Here is a 20,262-nt window from a genome sequence, read left to right on the forward strand (position 1 = left end):
ATTTTTTCGCCATTGCGTTCAATTAAATAGTGATAATAGTAACCAGTTAAGTTGTCGATGCCTAAATCCGCAGCAGAAATCGTTAGATCCCAGACCCCTTTTTCGCCCAAATTCATTGGGATTTGTTTTATCACTTTATTTTGATTCTGTTTATCATAAATAACTAGGCTAACCTTTTCAGCAGATGGTGCCCAAACTTTCGTCGTAGCACTTGTTCCATCTTCAGAAATTGTCGCACCTAATTCTCCATCATAGCCGTATTGAGAGTCTTTTTTAGTCCAGTTTAAAGAACTGATATTAGTATTTACCATAGATATAATCCTTTCATAGTTTAGCAATTTGCTAGATAATCATATTTATTATACTACAAAGATGCTTAAGACCAATGGAAATAGTTAATGCTAGTTACCGGTAACAACTAAAAAAACAAATTCTAAGCAAAAATCATAAAAATTATCAGAGTAGAGAGTGACTAATTTTAGGAAAATCATGCAAATAGTGGCTTTGTTGTGGTATACTTCTTTTGATTACTTAAATTATAAGGAGGCACTCATTCGTGGTCGAAAAGAAAACATTTTATTTAACAACTCCAATCTATTATCCAAGTGGTAAATTACATATTGGACATGCTTATACAACCGTAGCAAGTGATGCTATGATTCGTTACAAAAAATTACAAGGTTTTGATACGTATTTCTTAACTGGTACTGATGAACATGGTCAAAAAATTCAACAAAAAGCTGAAGAAAAAGGCGTTACTGAAATTGAATTTGTTGATGAAATTATTGAAAGCATTAAAGATTTATGGGCTAAATTGGATATTTCTTATGATGATTTTATTCGTACAACACAGCCAAGACATAAAGAAGCTGTACAAAAAATCTTTAAAAAATTATTAGATCAAGGCGACATTTACCTTGGTGAATACGAAGGCTGGTATTCTGTGCCAGATGAAGAATACTTTACTGAATCACAATTACAAGAAGTATTCCGTGATAAAGAAGGCAATATGATTGGTGGTTTAGCGCCAAGTGGTCATGAAGTTCAATTAGTAAAAGAACAATCTTATTTCTTTAAAATGAGTAAATATTCAGATCGTTTACTAGCTTATTATGAAGAACATCCTGATTTTATCCAACCTGAATCTCGTAAAAATGAAATGATTAACAACTTCATCAAGCCAGGTTTAGAAGATTTAGCAGTATCTCGTACATCATTTGACTGGGGGATTGAAGTTCCAGGTAATCCAGAACATGTTATTTATGTATGGATTGATGCCTTATCAAACTATATTACAGCATTAGGTTATGGTAGTGATAATGAAGAATTATTCAACAAATACTGGCCTGCAGATGTACATTTTATCGGAAAAGAAATCGTTCGTTTCCACACAATTTACTGGCCAATTATCTTAATGGCATTAGACTTACCATTACCTAAGAAAATTTTCGCACATGGTTGGTTATTAATGAAAGACGGTAAAATGTCTAAATCTAAAGGTAATGTCGTTGACCCTCATATGTTAATTGATCGTTATGGTTTGGATGCTGTACGTTATTACTTATTACGTGAAGTACCATTTGGGTCAGACGGTATCTTTACTCCTGAATCATTTATTGAGCGTATTAACTATGACTTAGCAAATGATTTAGGAAACTTATTAAACCGTACAGTAGCTATGATTAATAAATACTGTGGTGGCGAAATTCCATCCTTCCAAGAACCACAAGCAGAAGCAGATGCAGAATTAATTAAAGCTTCAAAAGATATGGTTCTAGAAGTAGAAGTTGCGATGGAAAATATGCAATTCTCAGTAGCCTTAACTGCTATTTGGAAATTTGTTTCTCGTACAAATAAATATATTGATGAAAAAACTCCTTGGGCTGCCGTTAAAGATGAAAGCCGTAAAGAAGAATTAGACTTAACAATGAATTACTTAGCAGAAAGTTTACGTATTATTGCTGTTGCTTTACAACCATTCTTAGTAGAAACACCAGCAAAAATCTTAGAACAATTAAACATTACAGATGAAGCAATTACTGATTACCCATCAATGAATGAATTTGGTGTGATTAAAGCTGGCACAAAAGTTGTTGCTAAAGGAACGCCAATCTTCCCACGTTTAGACTTAGTTGAAGAAGTTGCTTATATTCAAGCACAAATGGGTGGCACAAAAGTGGTAGAGGAAGAAGAATCTTCAGAATGGCACCCAGAAGATACAGAATTAGTATCAGAAAAAAATACTATTAAATACGACGACTTTGCCAAAATTGAATTAAAAGTCGCAGAAGTAATTGAATGCGGTAAAGTTGAAGGTGCCGATAAATTATTACAATTTCGTTTAGATGCTGGGGATAAAGGTCATCGCCAAATCTTATCAGGCGTTGCAGAATGGTATCCAGATCCATCAATTTTTGTAGGTAAAAAAGTCGTGATTGTAGCGAACTTAAAACCACGTAAAATGCGTGGCCAAATCAGTCAAGGTATGATTTTATCAGCTGAAAAAGACGGTAAATTACAAGTAGTATTTGCTCCACAAGAAGCTGAAAATGGTTCAACAGTCGAATAATTAGATAGATCAAAAGGATAAATCGTTTTTCAAATAAATTTGAAGAACGATTTTCCTATTTTAATATGAAAGTGAGAAAAAACAGGTGAAAAAGGGATTTTTAACAGGATTATTATTATTCGGGATATTTTTTGGAGCAGGTAATCTAATTTTCCCACCGGCTCTTGGAATGTTATCAGGTAATGAATTTTCAAAAGCAATTTTAGGTTTTGTCTTATCAGAAGGTATTGCGATTGCGACATTAGTAGTTGGAACATTTAATAATGGTGGATATAAAGCAGAAATGGATGAGAAGTTTTCACCACGTATTGCAAATATCTTTTTAGTGGCCTTGTATTTAACCATTGGACCATTTTTTGCAATTCCAAGGACAGCTGCGGTATCTTATTCAATGGGGATTGCGCCAATTTTTGGTGAATCGCACTGGGGATTATTGATTTTTACTGGCTTATATTTCTTAGCAGCTTATCTCTTGGCTATGAACCCATCAAAAATTATGGATCGTGTTGGTAAATTATTAACCCCAGTCTTTGTTGGCTTAATTTTATTGATTGTAATTTTAGGAAGTGTGAAATTTAATGGTACTAGTCCTTTAATTTTTGCGGATACGTATCCAGCAACAAAGGCTTTTAGTCAGGGATTTATTGAAGGATATAATACTTTAGATGCAATTGCTTCAGTAGCCTTTTCCATTATTGCGATTGATACCTTAAAAGGATTTAATTTTAAAACCAAAAAGGAATATATTTCAACAATTTGGATTGTAGGGATTTTTACAGCATTTGCTTTTAGTTTGCTATACTTTGGCTTAGCATACTTAGGTCATAAATTCCCAGTACCATTAGAAGTAGCAACAGATCCAACTATTAATAAAGGTGTTTATATTTTAACAGAAACAGCGCGGAGTTTATTCGGGGACTTTGGGATGATTGTCTTAGGGGCGATGGTAACATTAACTTGCTTTACGTCAACAGTTGGGTTAATTGTTGCGACTGCTGAATTTTTTAATAAAAATTTCCAATCAGAAAAATATAGTTATTATAATAATTATAAAATGTATGCGACCGTCTTTACAATAATTGGTCTTGTAATTAGTAATGCCGGCTTAGCATCAGTTATTAATTATTCATTACCAGTCTTACAATTATTATATCCATTAACGATTACTATTATGTTGATTATAATAGTGAACAAATGGATTCCATTATCAAAGCAAGGAATGACAACAACTTTTATAGTAGTCTTTGTCATTGCATTATTGTCGATTACGGGATTTGTTTTAGGGGAAAATCACGCTTTAACAATTAAAGTAAATCAACTATTAAGTTATTTACCATTAGCCAAAGATTCACTTGGCTGGTTAGTTCCTTGCTTATTTGGGATGGCGGTATCAAGTGTTTTACCAAATCGTCAATTAGGAACTCCTTTTGAATTAGATGCTTAATAATGACTGCTAGTTGGCCATATCAATGGTTAGCTAGCTTTTTTTGTTATCTTCCACAATGCTAAGGAAATAAATAGACTAATGAAGGACTTTCTAAATGTAAAGGATTTCATTATAATTTAAGATGAGAAAAGAATTATAGTATTAGGAGGATTAATATGAAAAAATCAGTAAAATTAGTCACAATTGGTGGAGGTTCAAGCTATACACCAGAATTAGTTCAAGGAATGATTAATCGTTCTGACAAAATTAATATTAGTGAATGGTGGTTTGTAGATATTGAAGAAGGACGTGAAAAGTTAGAAATCGTAATGAGTCTAGCAGAACGTATGATTAAAAAATCAGGTCTTCCATGGAAAATCCGTTATACATTAGACCGTCGTGAAGCTTTAGAAGGAGCAGATTTTGTAACATCACAATTCCGTGTTGGTCAATTAGATGCACGTGTCTTAGATGAATCAATTCCGTTATCACGTGGCATTTTAGGACAAGAAACAAATGGGGCTGGTGGTATTTTTAAAGCTTTCCGTACAATTCAAGCATATAAAGAGATTATTGATGATATGAAAGAATTATGTCCAGATGCTTGGCTAGTGAACTTCACAAACCCAGCTGGAATCGTTACTGAAGCTTTAATTAATCAATTAGGATGGAAAAAATCAATTGGTGTATGTAATATTCCAATCGGTCAACAAAAAGCTGCTGCGAAAGCATTAAGCTTAAAAGATAATGAAGTCTATACACGTCACGTTGGTTTGAATCACTTCCATTTCCACCAAATTTGGGATATTAATGGCCAAGACCGTACGGCAGAAGTAATTGAACGTATGTATGGAGATTTGCGTGAAGAACCAACTGAAACCGTTAAAAATATTGTTAATATCGATTACTCAGCCAAATTCCTACGCTCATTAAACTTATTACCATGCGATTATCATCGTTATTACTTTGTCGCACCAGAAATGCTTGAAGATAGCAAAAAAGAATTCGCAAAAGGTAAAATTCGTGGCTTAGTTGTTAAAGAAGTTGAAAAAGAATTATTCGAATTATATCAACAACCAGAATTAGATACAAAACCGAAAAAATTAGAAGAACGTGGGGGAGCTTATTATAGTGATATCGCCTGTGAAATTATTTGCTGCATGATTAATCATGATAATCGTGTAATGACGGTATCAACTGCTAACTTAGGCTCAATTCCAGCATTAGGCTATCATGATATTGGCGAAATGTCTTGCTTAATTACAAGTGCTGGACCAGTGCCATTAGTGACACCACAAATTCCTAAATTCATCACTGGTAACTTACAATTAATGAAAAAAATGGAATTATTAACAGTTGAAGCTGCTATGACAGGTAATTATGAAATAGCACTACAAGCCTTTATGATTAATCCATTAATTCCGCATGGCGATGAAACTGAAGAATTATTACAAGAATTATTATTAGCACATGAACAATACTTACCACAATTTGCAGGAGATATTGAACGCATTAAAAAAGAATGTCCAAAACGAGTTCAAGCCGTAAAAGAAATTAAAGCTTGGATTGCCAAAGAGGAGGAAAAAATTTATGGTTAAACAAATCGATTACACTTTCCCACAAGGATTCTTGTGGGGAAGTTCAACATCAGCACCACAAAGCGAAGGGACAATTCCAGGAGATGGTAAAGGATTAAATAATTGGGATTACTGGTATAGTATTGATCCTGATAAATTCCATAATCATATTGGACCAGAAAAAGCAGCTGAATTTTACCAAAACTATCAAGAAGATATTAAGTTTTTAAAGCAAACTGGTCATACCGTTTTTAGAACATCGATTCAATGGGCAAGACTTTTACCACAAGGTACAGGTGAAGTTAATCAAAAAGCAGTCGAATTTTATCGTGATATGTTTCGTCGGATTAATGCAGAAGGTGTTAAATTAATGATTAATCTGTATCATTTTGATATTCCATTTGCTTTAGAAGAACAAGGAGGTTGGGAAAATAAAGCGACCGTTAAAGCTTATGAAGAATATGCCAAAATTTGTTTTAAAGAATTTGGTGATTTAGTCGATACGTGGATTACCTTTAATGAGCCAATCGTACCGGTTGAATGTGGTTATTTATACCAATATCACTACCCTTGTAAAGTCGATCCTAAAGCAGCTGTTCAAGTAGCTTACAATACACAATTAGCTAGTGCTTTAGCCGTTAAAGCTTGTCATGAAGCTAATCCAGATCACAAAATCAGCATTGTTTTAAACTTAACACCAGCTTATCCAAGAAGTAGCCACCCAGCTGATCAAAAAGCTGCCCGAATTGCAGAATTATTCCAAGCAAAAAGCTTTTTAGATCCATCTGTACTTGGTGAATATCCAAAAGAATTAGTTGAATTAGTTAAAAAACATGATTTAACACCAGACACTACACCAGAAGAATTAGCCATTATGAAAGAAAATACCGTTGATTTCTTAGGCGTTAATTACTATCAACCATTACGTGTAGCTGCACCACAATATTTAGCTAATCCAGAAAGTCCATTTTTCCCAACAGTCTATTATGATCACTATCAAATGCCTGGTCGCAAAATGAATCCGCACCGTGGCTGGGAAATATATGAGCGTGGTATTTATGATATTGCAATGAACTTAAAAGAAAATTACGACAATATCGAATGGATTTTAACAGAAAATGGCATGGGGGTTGAAGGCGAAGAGAAATTCAAAGTCGATGGTATGATTCATGATGATTATCGTATTGATTTTATTAAAGGACATTTAAAAGAATTACATCGTGCGATTGCTGATGGCGCTAATTGTCAGGGGTATCTATTATGGACCTTCATTGATTGTTGGTCATGGTTAAATGCCTTTAAAAATCGCTATGGTTTAGTGGAATTAGATTTAAAAACAGCAGAAAAAACGATTAAAAAATCAGGTCACTGGTTTAAAGAATTAAGTGACAATAATGGCTTTTAAATGAGAGGGGAAAATAGGATGTTAGGTTTTTCAATTTATCCAGAAAATCATTCACTAGAAAAAATGCAGGCGTATCTTGATTTATTACATCGCTATCAAGCGAACCGTATTTTTATTAGCTTATTGCAAATTGATCCATCTAATCAAGAAGTAGTTGAAAAGTATCAAGCGATTATTGATTATGCTAATCGACAAGGGATGGTAGTGATTGCCGATATGAATCCAACACTGATTAAGGAGTTCCAGTGGCAAGATGACTTAGCAAAACATTTACATGATTGGGGTATTAAAGGTGTTAGATTAGATGAGTCGCTAGATCGAAAAGCTATTGTTGAGTTAACGCATAATCCCTACGATATTAAAGTTGAATTAAATATGAGTACTGATTTAGATACTTTATTAGAATTATTAAATCAGCCAATTAAAAAAGAAAATATTATTGGGTGTCATAATTTCTATCCGCATAAATTTACTGGTTTATCAGTAGAACATTTCTTAAGAATGTCTGAAAGCTATAAAGAAAAAGAAATTGAAACGGCAGCTTTTATTAATTCACAAAAAGCAACGGAAGGACCTTGGCCAGTTAGTGAAGGTTTGTGTACTGTAGAAGATTATCGTGATTTACCATTGGCGGATCAATACCAAATCATACAAGCAACAGGCTTAATTGATCATATTATTATTGCTAATCAATTTGTTAGTGAAGAAGAATTACAAGAACTAGCAGCCGTTAAAGGTGATGAACTGTACTTTAAAGTTGAATTGGTTGATGATGTAACACCAGTAGAAGAAAAAATTATCGACTATCCTCATGTCTATCGTGGCGATATTTCAGATTATGTGGTGCGCTCAACTTGGCCACGTGTAAAATACGGTCAAGAATCAATTCCAAATCGCCAACAAGAAAAAACAGTCGAACGTGGCATGATACTAATTGACAATAATCACTACGAACGTTATAAAGGTGAACTTCAAATTGCCTTAAAATCATTTACAATTAGCGATAAAACTAATATTGTTGGTCGTATTATACCGGAACAATTACCATTGTTAGCTTATTTGAAGCCATGGCAAGAATTTCGCTTAATTCGAAAATAGTCAAGACTTCCGTTGCGCTAAGGAAAATCATAAAACCTAAAGTTAACAAAAGTTTGTTACAATAGAGATAGGAAAGAAAGCGCTTAATCTTGTTAAAGGGGAGTGTGCGATGGTAACAAAAAAAGAAAAAATGATGATTAAACTGTTAGTTGAGCACAAGGATAATTTTGTCACTAGTTCTAAATTAGCCAAAGAGATGAATCTTTCTGATAAAACGGTAAGAAAGTATTTAAATCAATTAACAGATTTATTACAAGAGCATGGTGGAGTGTTAGAATCAAAACCAGGTCATGGTTACCGCTTTAACATTATTGATACAGAAGTTTTTGCAAAGTTTTGGTATCAAGATGTTTCTGCTAAAAATAAATGTACTGATGTAACTCAATTGGAAGAAACAAGTGATCGAGAACATTATATTTTAAATAAGTTATTTTTCGAAAATGCTAATCTTTCATTAACTGATTTATACCAACAATTATTTATTAGTAAAACAACTTTAATGATAGTCTTAACAGAAATTAAAAAGATGTTATTGCCCTATGATTTAAAGTTGGAACAATTGGATAATCAATTATCAATTATTGGCGAAGAACAAGATATTAGACATTTCATGATGGATTATTTCTTTAGCGATAAGTTAGAAGAAGGATTATCAGCATATGTGAATGGCTCTTTCCTAGAAGATGAGATTAATATTGCGGAACTAACGATTATTGTCTTAGATGAATGTCGTGAAGCTAAGTTGACCTTATCTGATTTTGTGATTCACAATTTAGTGTTACATATTGCTTTAATGGTTAAACGTTTGAAATCGGGGTATCAATTACAATTATTTCCAGTTTCAGCTACCATTAAATATTCTAAGGAAGCAGAAGTAGCTGTAAGAATCTTAGAAAGAGTGCAAGAAGTAATGAAAGTTTCTTTTCCAATTGAAGAAGCTAATTATATCGCTTTACATTTAGCGGTTAAACAATCAGCTTTATTAGAAAGAGTACAAGGAGCAATAGATGAAGAACAATCAGATTTAGAGAAAATGATTAAACCAGCAATAAGTTATTTGGATAGTTATATGGGGACAGACTTTGTTCATGATAAGGTTCTGATTAAAGGCTTGATAGCTCATCTAACGCCTTTGATGTATCGCTTGGACAATCATATTCAATTAGCAAATCCTTTGTTAGAAGACGTTAAGAATAACTATCTTGAGATATTTACATTAACCAAAGAAGCCTTAGCACCAATTCCTTTATTAAAGGAGTATCAGATTTCTGATGATGAATGGGCCTATATCGCCTTACACATTATGGCGGGATTTGAACGTTTTACCAATAGCCAAAAGATTCGCTGTTTGGTAGTATGTGCAACAGGTTATGGTAGTGCGTTAATGTTGAAGAATCGTTTGGAGCGAGAATTTGCAGGCAATATGAAAATCGTTGATGTGATTAGCTATTATCAAATTAATGAAGAAAAGCTCAAAGGAATTGATGTGATTATTTCATCGATTAGTTTATCGAATTTGCTATTTCCAACACCAGTTGTGCATGTGAGTGTCTTTTTAAATCATGAAGATATTGCGAATATTCGTGCCTTTATTGATAAGGAAAGCTATCCAGCAGTAGGAAATGAAGAGATGAAAGGCGAGCCAATTAATGAAATTACTAAAGTATTTGACCAAGTCTTTCATCAAGAACGATTTTTTGTTTTTAAAGAAGAGACTAATCGTGATGAAGTTCTTAGTCAGTTAATTGATTCATTAGATGAAGATAATCCGAATTTTAAAAATCAATTTATGGAGCAAATTTCATTAAGAGAGACTTACAGCACCATTGTTTTTGGTAATCACTTAGCTTTTCCGCATCCGACAATGCCTTTAACATTTCATGAAAAGATTGCGGTGGCTATTTGTCAAAAGCCATTACAATGGGATAAAGATCATCAAGAAGTTCGTTTTGTAATTTTGATGTCACCATCTAAGGATCGCAATGAAAATATTAAAGTCATATCACCAATGTTAGTGGAATTTGTTGAAAAAATAAATAAACAACAAGAAATATTAGCAGAGCCTAGTTTTAAAGAGTTTCGTAAAGTATTTCTTGCTTAAATATATTATACGAGGAGGAATTAAAATGAAAAATATTATGTTAGTATGTAATGCTGGAATGTCTACAAGTATGTTAGTAACAAAAATGGTTAAAGCTGCGGATGCTCGAGGTATCGAGGTCACTATTTGGGCAGTACCATTATCAGAAGTTGATGCGGAAGTTGCTGAAAAAGAGGTAGATGTATTATTAGTTGGGCCACAAGTTAGCTTTATGTTACAAGAATATAAAGGTAAATTTGAGCCATCTGTAAAAGTTGATGCGATTAATATGATGGATTATGGAACAATGAATGGAGAAAAAGTATTAGACTTAGCGCTAAGTATGATGGGGGAATAAGCATATGGGAGAGCCAAAAAATTTAGAAGCAATTATGGGATTGATAATGCATGGAGGAGACGCAAAAGGTAAAGCGGTGGAAGCTATTCGTGCTGCTAAAATTGGAGATTTTCCTAAAGCCCAGGATTTATTGCAAGAAGCTAATAAAGCTTTAAATACTGCTCATAAATCTCAAACTTCTTTATTAACTCAAGAAGCATCAGGTGATAGTGTAGAATTATCATTATTGATGGTTCATGGCCAAGACCACTTAATGACAGCTTTAACGTATATTGATTTAGCGAAAGAAGTTGTTGAATTATACGAAAAAATTGCAGAAAAGGATTAATAAACTTTATGGAGATTACTAAAGAATTTGATGTAACACCTGAACAAGTTTTTAGAACGATTCAACAGTCATTACAACAAGATTATTTTGATAATACTGGTGAAGAATTATTAGTTGAAAATATTGTACCAGGATTACAATACATAAAATGTTTTGGTAAAAACAAACAAAATAAAGTAAAAGTTAGCATTAAAGAATGGCGAAAAAATCAATGTTATTGTGTAGATTTTATTTCGAATCGTGGTACGCATTGCATGTGTTATCAATTAGTGCCAGTCGATGAAGCTCATACAGAAATTATTTATTCTGAGGAATTACTACAATCAGGATTTTTTCAAAAAGCTAACACAAAATTTTTAACATTATTTTTAAAGAAAAGTTTTTTATTACGAATGGATGCCCAATTAGAGGCACTTATCAAACAAGTAAAAGCTTAATAAATTTGTGAATACTCTTTTTAAAGACATACAAGCAGCAATACTAGTAATTAGTTATTCATTAAAATGTAAGGAGAGAGGATTATGAATTCAAATAGTAAATTAACACAAAATTTTATGCGAATTTCTGGTAAAATTGGTTCCGAGCGTCATTTAGTTGCGGTACGTGATTCATTTATTTCAATGATGCCTGTAACAATGGCCGGCTCAATTGCAGTCTTACTGAATGTATTCTTCCGTGATATTCCGGGGAATTTAGGTTGGGCAGGTTTTGTTGAAGCGATGCAACCGTTAATTAATATTAATGGTTATGTATACTTTGGTACAATCGGAATTATGGCTTTAGTGTTCTCATTTGCGATTGGGTATCACTTATCTAAAACGTATAAAGTGAATCCATTAGCAGGGGGAATTATTTCCTTTGCTTCATTTGTAGCAACAATGCCACAAATGTTTACAGTAACATCTAGCTTAGCTGACTTAGATGGTTCAATTATTGAAGCGATTAAAAATATCGGTTTAACAGTAGTTGACGTTGATGGTGTGATGCATTTAGAAGCTAGCGGATGGGGAGCAATTGGTTTGGGATATGCTGGTGCAACAGGTTTATTTACAGCATTAATCATTGGTTTTATTTCAACATTAACATATGCTGGATTAGCAAATCGCAATATCATTATCAAACTTCCTGATACAGTGCCACCTGCAGTTAATAAAGCTTTTGCTTCTATTATTCCAGGGACAATTGCGATTTATGTATCTGCTTTAGTAGCGTACTTAGCATTTGTACTTTCAGGTCAACCATTAAATGATTTAATTTCAACTTATATCCAACAACCATTAATGGGCTTATCTCAAGGTTTGGGAAGTGTTATTATTTTAACATTCTTAGTTCAATTATTCTGGTTCTTTGGTTTACATGGTCACAATGTTTTAGCACCAATTTTAGATGGTATTTATTTACCAGCTTTAAATGAAAATACTGCAGTATATGAAGCAACTCGTGATGTGACACAATTACCTTGGTTATGGACTCGTGGATCATTTGATGCGTATTGTCAAATGGGTGGTTCAGGTATTACATTAGGTTTAATTATTGCTATCTTTATTTTCGCAAAACGTGATGATTTCAAAACAATTGCGAAATTATCAGCACCAATGGGATTATTCAATATTAATGAACCAATTATTTTTGGTATGCCAATTGTATTAAATCCATTATTTGTGATTCCTTGGTTAATTATTCCGCCAATTTGTGCAACAATTGCTTATTTAGCAACAGCTACTGGTTTAATTCCGCCAGTATTCTTAGCAGTTCCATGGATTACCCCTCCAGGATTATATGCATATCTAGCAACTGGTGGTAGTTGGATGGCTGCTTTAGTATCATTATTTAACTTATTTGTAGCATTCTTAATTTGGTTACCATTTGTATTGTCTGCAAATAAAGTAACACTTGAAGATCAAGATGTCTAATAAAGATAGAGGAGCTTGGTGGACCTTTTTAATTGGAATTGGTTTATTTATCGTGGCAACCAGTCAAATGACGCCGAATTCATATGCAAGCATTATTACTGGTTTGACATGTGTCTTAGTAGGTGTTTACCAACTCAAAAAAAATAAGAAATAAAAATATCAACAATATTAGTTTAGAAAAATACTAGATAAACTAAAAGCTGCTTACTGTATAAAGAGAATAAAATCTTATAGCAATATAAGAATATATATGAAGAGGTCCGGTGTTATTACTAGACCTCTTTTTTTATGGAAAGAAAAGTACCAAAACTTAGTGAAAAACTGCATGAATGAGATACGCTTACATCAAAATAGTGTATAATAGAGCTAAGTATTTAAAATGTGTATTTCATCAAGAAAGGAAGTCATCAAATGCAAGAATCTTTATTAATGCCTAAAAAATTAATTCCAGCCTTTAAGGATTATCTTTGGGGTGGTGAAAAATTACGTACTGAATTCAAAAAACAAAGCGATTTAGCTGTTTTAGCAGAAAGTTGGGAATTTTCAGTTCACCCAGATGGTTTAGCTAAAGTAGTTGTTGATCAAGAAGAAATCACTTTAAAACAATATATCGATGAGTATTTAACTGCTAAAGAACTAGGAACTGCGGTTAATAAACCAATTGATGAAACTGTCTTAATTAAATTAATTGATGCTAAAAAAGATTTATCAATTCAAGTACACCCAAAAGACGATTATGCTAGAAAGTTTGAAGGTGATAATGGTAAAACAGAAATGTGGGTTATTTTAGATAGTGACCCAGGTGCTTTTGTCTATTATGGTATGAAAGAAACTGTCACAAAAGAACAATTCAGAAAAGCCATTGAAGAAAATACCGTCTTAAATTATTTAAATAAAGTTCCAGTGCAAAAAGGGGATATTATCTTTGTACCAGCCGGAACGATTCATGCGATTGGTGAAGGAACAATGCTTTGTGAAATCCAACAATGTTCAAACGTCACCTATCGTGTATATGATTTTAATCGTAAAGATGCTTTTGGGAAAACACGTGAATTACATGTTGATAAAGCTTTAGAAGTCTTAAACTTAGAAGCGATGGTGCCGAATAAAGCTGCAGATGAACTGTTAATTGATGCTAATGATTATGTCTTTGAAGCGATTCGTCATTGTGAATACTTCGATGTGAAGCGTGCGAACGTGACGGGTACAATGCCTTATCAGCTTCATGATACAAGTTTTGTAGTAGTTAACTTTACGGAAGGTAGTGGCGAATTCATTTGGAAAGAGCAATACTTCAAGTTTAAAAAAGGCGATAGTTTCTTTATTCCAGCTCAAAAAGCAGAAATTAAGATTAAAGGCGATTGCCAAGTTCTATTTACGACAATTCCAGCCAAATAAATTCAGACTAGATAGCCAAATGACCGGTTATCTAGTTTTTTTGTGATAAGTTTTTCCATTTAGAAAGTATTGATGTATAATGAATGAGAGAATATAAATGAGCGAGGGATAGAAATGATATTTGATACACATACACATTTAAATGCGGAAGAATTCAATGGCGAAGTTTCAGAAGTTATTGCGCGTGCAAATGAATTATTAGTCACTAAATTTGCGGTAGTTGGATTTGATACGCCAACAATTGAACGAGCTTTGGAATTAAGCCAACAGTATGAAGATATTTATGCGATTGTCGGTTGGCACCCAACTGAAGCTGGTAGCTATACAAAAGCGATTGAAGATAAGTTAATCCAACAATTAACGCAGCCAAAAGTTGTAGCCATGGGTGAAATGGGCTTAGACTATTATTGGGATACTGCTACACCAGAAGATCAAAAACGTGTTTTCCGTCGTCAAATTGCGATTGCTAAGGAAATGAATTTACCAATTAGTATTCATAATCGTGATGCGACGGAAGATTGCTACCAAATTTTAAAAGAAGAAGGTATTCAAGATATTGGTGGTATTATGCATAGTTATAATGGAAATGTTGAGTATATGAAGCGTTTCTTAGATTTAGGCATGCATATTTCCTTTAGTGGTGTGGTAACCTTTAAAAATGCGCCAACCGTCCGTGAATGTGCAAAAGCTGTGCCAAAAGACCGCTTCTTAGTAGAGACTGATGCACCTTATTTAGCACCAGTACCATTCCGAGGCAAACGTAATGAACCAGGATATACACGTTATGTCGTTGAAACAATTGCTAAAGAACGTGGTGAAAGTTTTGAAACAGTGGCAAACCAAACCATGCAAAATGCTAATAAATTATTTAGAATAGGACAAGCCTAATGATAAAAGAAGTAATAGTAGTTGAAGGCCGTGATGATACAAGACGTTTAACGGAAGTATTTGGTGAAGTAGATACCATCGAAACAAATGGTTCAGCCATTAATCAAAAGACTTTAGAGCTAATTAAAAAAGCAAACGAGAGCCGTGGAGTAATTGTCTTTACTGATCCAGACTATCCAGGTACACGCATTAGATCCATTATTACAGAACGGATTCCTACTGCTAAGCACGCCTTTTTGCCTAAAAAAGCAGCTATTAGTAAGCGAACTGGCGAAAGTTTAGGAGTAGAACATGCAAGTGACGAAGCGATTCGTGAAGCTTTAAGTAAAGTCTATCAAGTACAAGAACTTGCTGAAGTTGCAGAAGAAGAATTAATCACTCAGACAGATTTGATTCGTTTAGGATTAATAGGACAACAAGAATCAGGTAGTTTACGTAATCAAGTAACGGAGATTTTATCGATTGGACATACAAATGGCAAGCAATTATTAAAAAGATTGCACATGTTTGGGATTAAACCAATTGAACTAAAAGAAGCTGTTGAACAAGCAAAAAAATAATACAATTTATAAACTAAAAATAATGAACAAAGACCTAGGGAGGCCGATTAAGTGTACGAAACACAAAAAGATATTGCAACACCAAGAAGAACTAAAGAAATTATGGATAAATATGGTTTATCTGTTAAAAAGAGTTTAGGACAAAACTTTTTAATTGAACCAAATATTTTAACAAAAATGTTAGAATCAGCTGGCGTCGATAAAGAAACAAATGTGATTGAGATTGGACCAGGGATTGGAGCATTAACAGAACGTCTAGCTAGAGCAGCTAAAGAAGTATTAGCATTTGAAATTGATGGACGTTTAATTCCAATCTTAGATGAAACACTAGCGCCATATAATAATGTTGAAGTCGTGCATAGTGATATTTTAGATGTTGATTTACGCACCGTTATTAGTGAGAAATTCAATATTGATGAACGTTTATTAGTCGTGGCTAATTTACCATACTATATTACGACACCGATTATTATGAATTTATTAGAATCACAATTACCAATTGATGGATTTGCGATGATGATGCAAAAAGAAGTAGCTCAACGTATGACAGCCGAACCTAATACTAAGGCATACGGCTCATTAACAATTGCTATTCAATATTGGTGTGAAGCGCGTATTGGCTTTATCGTACCAAAAACTGTTTTTAATCCACAACCACGTATTGATTCAGCCATTTTAATTTTAGAAAGACGAGAAAAGCCATTAGTTGATGTAACTGATGAAAGTCATTTCTTCCCATTGATTCGTCATAGTTTCGTACAACGTCGTAAAACTTTATGGAATAACTTAACAAAAGTTTATGCAACAACACCAGAAGCTAAAAAAACTTTACGTGAAGCCTTAGAAGATGCTGGGATTGAACCTTCAAGACGTGCAGAATCATTATCCATTGACGATTTTGCAAGATTATCAAATTCAATGGTTGCATTCAATGTTAGAACAATTGCTGTTGAAGAAACAGATAAAAAGAAAAAACACAAAAATAAATAGTTAAATAATAATACGCCCGGTTTGCTTATTTTTGAAGAATTAAGTTCTGGGTGTTTTTTTAATTAGTTAGAATTATTACTGGAAAAGCTAGTGAAAATATTTTACGAAATTAATAGAAACAAATAGTAAAATCTGAAAAAATTTACTGAAGGTGAATATAAAAAGTAGCGTTTAGGAACAATAGGAATAGTGACTACTACCAAGCAAAGAGATGCGATGATTATCAGAAAGTAGACAATAAAAAAAGAGACAAGCAAAATAGCTAATCTCTTTTACGTTTGAAAGCAAATTATGAAACAGTTAAATCTTCAACTTCAATAACTGAATAGTCTTTTTTCTCAAGAGCTGCAATAATTTGATTTAAAGTTTCTTTTGATACAGTTGATGGTAAAGTTACTAAAGTACGTTTTAGTGTTTCTTCTTCACGAATATCTAAAGTCATAATGCTAGCAATATTTGAGTATTTATTAATAATTTTAGTGATTGAAGAGATTGCTCCTTTTTCACCACCGCTTAAAATAGTTAAAACATAAGAACCAATATCCACGCTCCATGATTGTTGTAACATTGAAAGCAAGCTACTATGAGTTAAAATCCCATAAAAATGTTGGTTTTTATCGATAATCGCAATATATGGTAATTCTTTGATTGTAAAGAATACTTTAAAGAATGAGCTATCTAAACGGATAAATTTAGTAGAATTCTTAATTAAATGTGTGACAGGTAATGACATATCGCCACCATTTGCTTTATGACGGTAAATATGCATCTTATAAATATTGCCACGGAAAATAGTTTCACTTTCATCTAAAACAGGTACGCAACGGAAACCTGAAGATTCTAAAATTTCAATAGCCTCTTGTAGTGTACATGATTCCTTTACAATGGTTAGATTTTTTTTAGGAATCGCCAATGATTTTAGTAACATAATATGTCCTCCTCTATCGAATATCTCTTATTCATCCTAATAATAACATTTTTTATAATTAAATGTAATGTTAAAACACTTATTTTCTAATTTTATTTTAATAAAACTAGTATAAATCTCACCTAAAATGTTCTAAATAATAAGAAGAAAAAAAGTACTTGAAAACAATTTTTTAGCGGATTTGACTTATAAAGTACAGATTGTTAGGGAAAATCTAGTGTAAACAGTTGCATTTTAAGAGAAAAATTATTATCATTATTTTATACACGATATAATAGAAGAAGTGTAAATTTTATAAAAATAATTATTTAAAGATTAAAGGAGAAATGAATATGACACCCGATCCAGATGGCAGTTCCCTGGGGTCCCAGTTGCTGATCATTGTAATATTAACAGCTTTAAATGCATTTTTTGCTGCAGCCGAAATCGCTTTTGTTTCAATCAATCAAGGGAAAATGAGTCAAAAGGCAATAGATGGCGATAAAAAAGCTCAAAAGGTTATGAAGTTATTAGGTAATTCAGATAAATTTTTGGCAACCATTCAAGTTGCAATTACTTTAGCTGGATTCTTCTCAAGTGCCTCAGCAGCGACAAGTTTTGCTTCAAGAATTGAGCCGTGGCTAGCTTCCGTTCCAGGTGCTAATACATTAGCTATTGCAATAGTCACTATTTTACTATCATATGTTACTTTAGTGTTTGGTGAGTTATATCCTAAACAAGTTGCATTACAAATAGCAGAACCAATTGCTTTGAATACAGCGGGATTTATTTTGATGGTGCAAAAATTAGTAACACCATTTGTATGGATACTAACAACCTCAACAGGAATCTTGAAAAAGTTAACACCGATTGAATTTAATAAAGAAGAAGAAAAATTAACTCGTAGCGAAATGAAATCATTATTAGCGAATAGTCGCAATGATGGAGCAATTGATATTGATGAATTTGCGATGATGCAAGGGGTATTATCATTAGATTCTAAATTAGCTCGTGAAGTAATGGTGCCACGTACAGACACCTTAATGTTAGATATTGAAGATGATTTAGCTGAGAATTTAGATATTATGTTAGGTTGTTCTTATTCACGTTTACCACTTTATGAGGAAGATAAAGATAATGTGATTGGTGTATTACACTTAAAAGATGTTTTCCGTGCTGCTAAGTCACATGGATTTGATAATATCGAATTAATAGATGTGGCACATACGCCATTATTTGTACCATCTACTATATTTGTTGATGATTTATTATTAGAATTTCGTAAGACACGTCAACATATGGCCATTTTAAAAGATGAATATGGTGGAGTAGAAGGGATTGTTACTTTAGAAGATTTACTAGAAGAAATAGTCGGTGAGATTGAAGATGAGTATGATATAGAAGAAATGAGTTATCGTGAAATCGATGAGCACAACTTTATTATTGATGCCGGAATGACGGTTGAACGTTTTAATATCACATTTAAAGCCGATTTAAGTTCCGATGAAGTTGATACAATGGCAGGAATTATCTTAGAAGAGATTGGTTACTTCCCTGGTGATCATGAAAAAGTTGATGTTAAGATTGATAATTTTATTTTAACGCCAACTTTAATGGAAAATGGACGTATTCGTCGTGTACATGTTAAAATAGTAGAACCAGAAATAGAAACTAATTCAGAAGACGAATAATGAATAAAAGGAAAGAGTTTGGTCATATGCCAACTCTTTTTTTATCTCAAAACTAAATAAAATATATATTGAAAGAATAGGAGAATAATATGTTAAATGAAATGATGTACCGCCCAGTAGTAAAGCCGGAAATTGTAGAATATATGAGAACCCAACAAAAACCCTTTGAAGGAGTAGTAGGAGAATTAGAAAAATATGCCAATGAATTAGGTATCCCCATTGTTCCACATGAAACAGCGGTTTTTTTAGATTTCTTAATGGGAATCTACCAACCACAACATATCCTAGAAATCGGAACAGCAATTGGCTTTTCTGCAACCCTAATGGCACAACATTTAGCTAAAGGTGGCACATTAACAACTATTGATCGCTTTGAATTAATGTATACAAGAGCTAAAGCGAATTTCAAAAAAGCAGGTATTGATGATGTAGTCACACAATTAGAAGGAGATGCAAAAGATATCTTACCAACTTTAAATGAAACATACGATTTTATCTTTATGGATAGCGCTAAAGCAAAATATTATGAATTCTTCCCATATTGTATGGATTTACTAAAAGTTGGAGGTATTTTAATGGTTGATGATATCTTTCAAGGAGGCACAATTCTTGATGATGAAAAAAACATTCCAAAACGTGTTAGAAAAATTCATCGTCGCTTAAATATGTTCTTAGATACTGTACAAAATGACCCAAGTCTAAAAACTTCATTAGTACCATTAGGAGATGGCATTATTTTAATCCAAAAATTAGAAGAAAAAGATTTTATGTATCTATTAGAAAATTTATAAAAATCAGAAATAGTTGTGAGATAACCCTAGAAATGTTAATTCACAACTTTTTTTATAACTGTCAAAAAACAGTTGACCATACTACTAAAAACGTGCTATAATATTTTTATTGTTTCAGAAGAAGTCAATATTTTAAAAAAACTTTTCAAAAAACATTGACATAGTAATCTAAGCATGATATTATTAAGTAGTTGTCAACGAGACAATGAATTGAACTTTGAAAATTGAACAAAGAAGACGAACCAAATGTGTAGGGGCTTCATTTTAAATGAAGCAAACTATC

At 32.9% G+C, this 20,262-nt stretch carries 19 protein-coding genes; 17 read left to right on the plus strand and 2 right to left on the minus strand.

From position 1 onward, the window contains the following. Positions 1-311: hypothetical protein (locus tag BMX09_RS08070; protein ID WP_143054394.1), on the minus strand; the 311-nt coding region annotated here is incomplete at its 3' end. A 245-nt stretch (positions 312-556) separates the two neighbouring features. On the opposite strand from BMX09_RS08070, the gene metG reads away from it, so the two are divergent. From metG to rsmA, 15 genes are all read left to right on the plus strand, one after another. After that, the gene (gene metG, locus BMX09_RS08075) at positions 557-2,569 is read left to right on the plus strand and encodes a methionine--tRNA ligase (RefSeq protein WP_089747538.1); all 2,013 of its coding nucleotides are present in this window, start codon (positions 557-559) and stop codon (positions 2,567-2,569) included. Positions 2,570-2,654: 85 nt separating this feature from the next. After that, complete coding sequence (gene brnQ / locus BMX09_RS08080) at positions 2,655-4,013, plus strand: branched-chain amino acid transport system II carrier protein (protein ID WP_089747539.1); 1,359 nt, start codon at positions 2,655-2,657, stop codon at positions 4,011-4,013. 158 nt (positions 4,014-4,171) lie between these two features. Continuing rightward, positions 4,172-5,593 carry a 6-phospho-beta-glucosidase gene (locus tag BMX09_RS08085; RefSeq protein WP_089747541.1) on the plus strand — a complete coding sequence of 474 codons (1,422 nt, stop codon included), beginning with the start codon at positions 4,172-4,174 and terminating at the stop codon, positions 5,591-5,593. After that, the gene (locus BMX09_RS08090) at positions 5,586-6,977 is read left to right on the plus strand and encodes a glycoside hydrolase family 1 protein (protein WP_089747543.1); all 1,392 of its coding nucleotides are present in this window, start codon (positions 5,586-5,588) and stop codon (positions 6,975-6,977) included. Before BMX09_RS08085 ends, BMX09_RS08090 begins: the two co-directional genes overlap by 8 nt. An 18-nt stretch (positions 6,978-6,995) precedes the next feature. Beyond that, positions 6,996-8,075 carry a DUF871 domain-containing protein gene (locus BMX09_RS08095; RefSeq protein ID WP_089747546.1) on the plus strand — a complete coding sequence of 360 codons (1,080 nt, stop codon included), beginning with the start codon at positions 6,996-6,998 and terminating at the stop codon, positions 8,073-8,075. A 109-nt stretch (positions 8,076-8,184) separates the two neighbouring features. Continuing rightward, complete coding sequence (locus tag BMX09_RS08100) at positions 8,185-10,176, plus strand: BglG family transcription antiterminator (RefSeq protein ID WP_089747549.1); 1,992 nt, start codon at positions 8,185-8,187, stop codon at positions 10,174-10,176. A 25-nt stretch (positions 10,177-10,201) separates the two neighbouring features. After that, complete coding sequence (locus tag BMX09_RS08105) at positions 10,202-10,513, plus strand: PTS sugar transporter subunit IIB (RefSeq protein WP_089747550.1); 312 nt, start codon at positions 10,202-10,204, stop codon at positions 10,511-10,513. 4 nt (positions 10,514-10,517) lie between these two features. Further along, positions 10,518-10,841, plus strand: a complete 324-nt coding sequence (locus tag BMX09_RS08110; protein ID WP_089747553.1) for a PTS lactose/cellobiose transporter subunit IIA — start codon at positions 10,518-10,520, stop codon at positions 10,839-10,841. An 8-nt stretch (positions 10,842-10,849) separates the two neighbouring features. Next, complete coding sequence (locus BMX09_RS08115) at positions 10,850-11,278, plus strand: DUF3284 domain-containing protein (RefSeq protein ID WP_089747554.1); 429 nt, start codon at positions 10,850-10,852, stop codon at positions 11,276-11,278. Positions 11,279-11,362: 84 nt separating this feature from the next. Next, positions 11,363-12,754 (plus strand): PTS sugar transporter subunit IIC, encoded by a 1,392-nt coding sequence (locus BMX09_RS08120; protein WP_245711153.1) that lies wholly within the window; start codon positions 11,363-11,365, stop codon positions 12,752-12,754. Further along, positions 12,747-12,908 (plus strand): hypothetical protein, encoded by a 162-nt coding sequence (locus BMX09_RS10125; RefSeq protein WP_177159586.1) that lies wholly within the window; start codon positions 12,747-12,749, stop codon positions 12,906-12,908. Before BMX09_RS08120 ends, BMX09_RS10125 begins: the two co-directional genes overlap by 8 nt. Positions 12,909-13,165: 257 nt before the next feature. Further along, entirely contained in the window at positions 13,166-14,152 is a 987-nt protein-coding gene (locus BMX09_RS08125; RefSeq protein WP_089747556.1) for a type I phosphomannose isomerase catalytic subunit, read from the plus strand. 114 nt (positions 14,153-14,266) lie between these two features. Next, positions 14,267-15,040 (plus strand): TatD family hydrolase, encoded by a 774-nt coding sequence (locus BMX09_RS08130; RefSeq protein ID WP_089747558.1) that lies wholly within the window; start codon positions 14,267-14,269, stop codon positions 15,038-15,040. Continuing rightward, positions 15,040-15,600, plus strand: a complete 561-nt coding sequence (gene rnmV, locus BMX09_RS08135; RefSeq protein ID WP_089747560.1) for a ribonuclease M5 — start codon at positions 15,040-15,042, stop codon at positions 15,598-15,600. Before BMX09_RS08130 ends, rnmV begins: the two co-directional genes overlap by 1 nt. Before the next feature lie 102 nt (positions 15,601-15,702). After that, positions 15,703-16,590 carry a 16S rRNA (adenine(1518)-N(6)/adenine(1519)-N(6))-dimethyltransferase RsmA gene (gene rsmA / locus BMX09_RS08140; protein WP_089747570.1) on the plus strand — a complete coding sequence of 296 codons (888 nt, stop codon included), beginning with the start codon at positions 15,703-15,705 and terminating at the stop codon, positions 16,588-16,590. Between the two features lie 289 nt (positions 16,591-16,879). On the opposite strand, the gene cbpA is transcribed toward rsmA, so the two are convergent. Beyond that, complete coding sequence (cbpA, locus tag BMX09_RS08145) at positions 16,880-17,518, minus strand: cyclic di-AMP binding protein CbpA (RefSeq protein ID WP_089747562.1); 639 nt, start codon at positions 17,516-17,518, stop codon at positions 16,880-16,882. Between the two features lie 332 nt (positions 17,519-17,850). Here cbpA and BMX09_RS08150 point away from each other — a divergent pair, with 332 nt between their 5' ends. After that, the gene (locus BMX09_RS08150; protein ID WP_089747564.1) at positions 17,851-19,188 is read left to right on the plus strand and encodes a hemolysin family protein; all 1,338 of its coding nucleotides are present in this window, start codon (positions 17,851-17,853) and stop codon (positions 19,186-19,188) included. Positions 19,189-19,277: 89 nt separating this feature from the next. Beyond that, a complete protein-coding gene (locus tag BMX09_RS08155; RefSeq protein WP_089747566.1) occupies positions 19,278-19,979 on the plus strand; it encodes an O-methyltransferase in 702 nt (233 codons plus the stop codon). Positions 19,980-20,262 lie beyond the last annotated feature (283 nt).

The sequence above is a fragment of the Granulicatella balaenopterae genome (assembly GCF_900111135.1).
Lineage (GTDB): Bacteria > Bacillota > Bacilli > Lactobacillales > Aerococcaceae > Granulicatella > Granulicatella balaenopterae.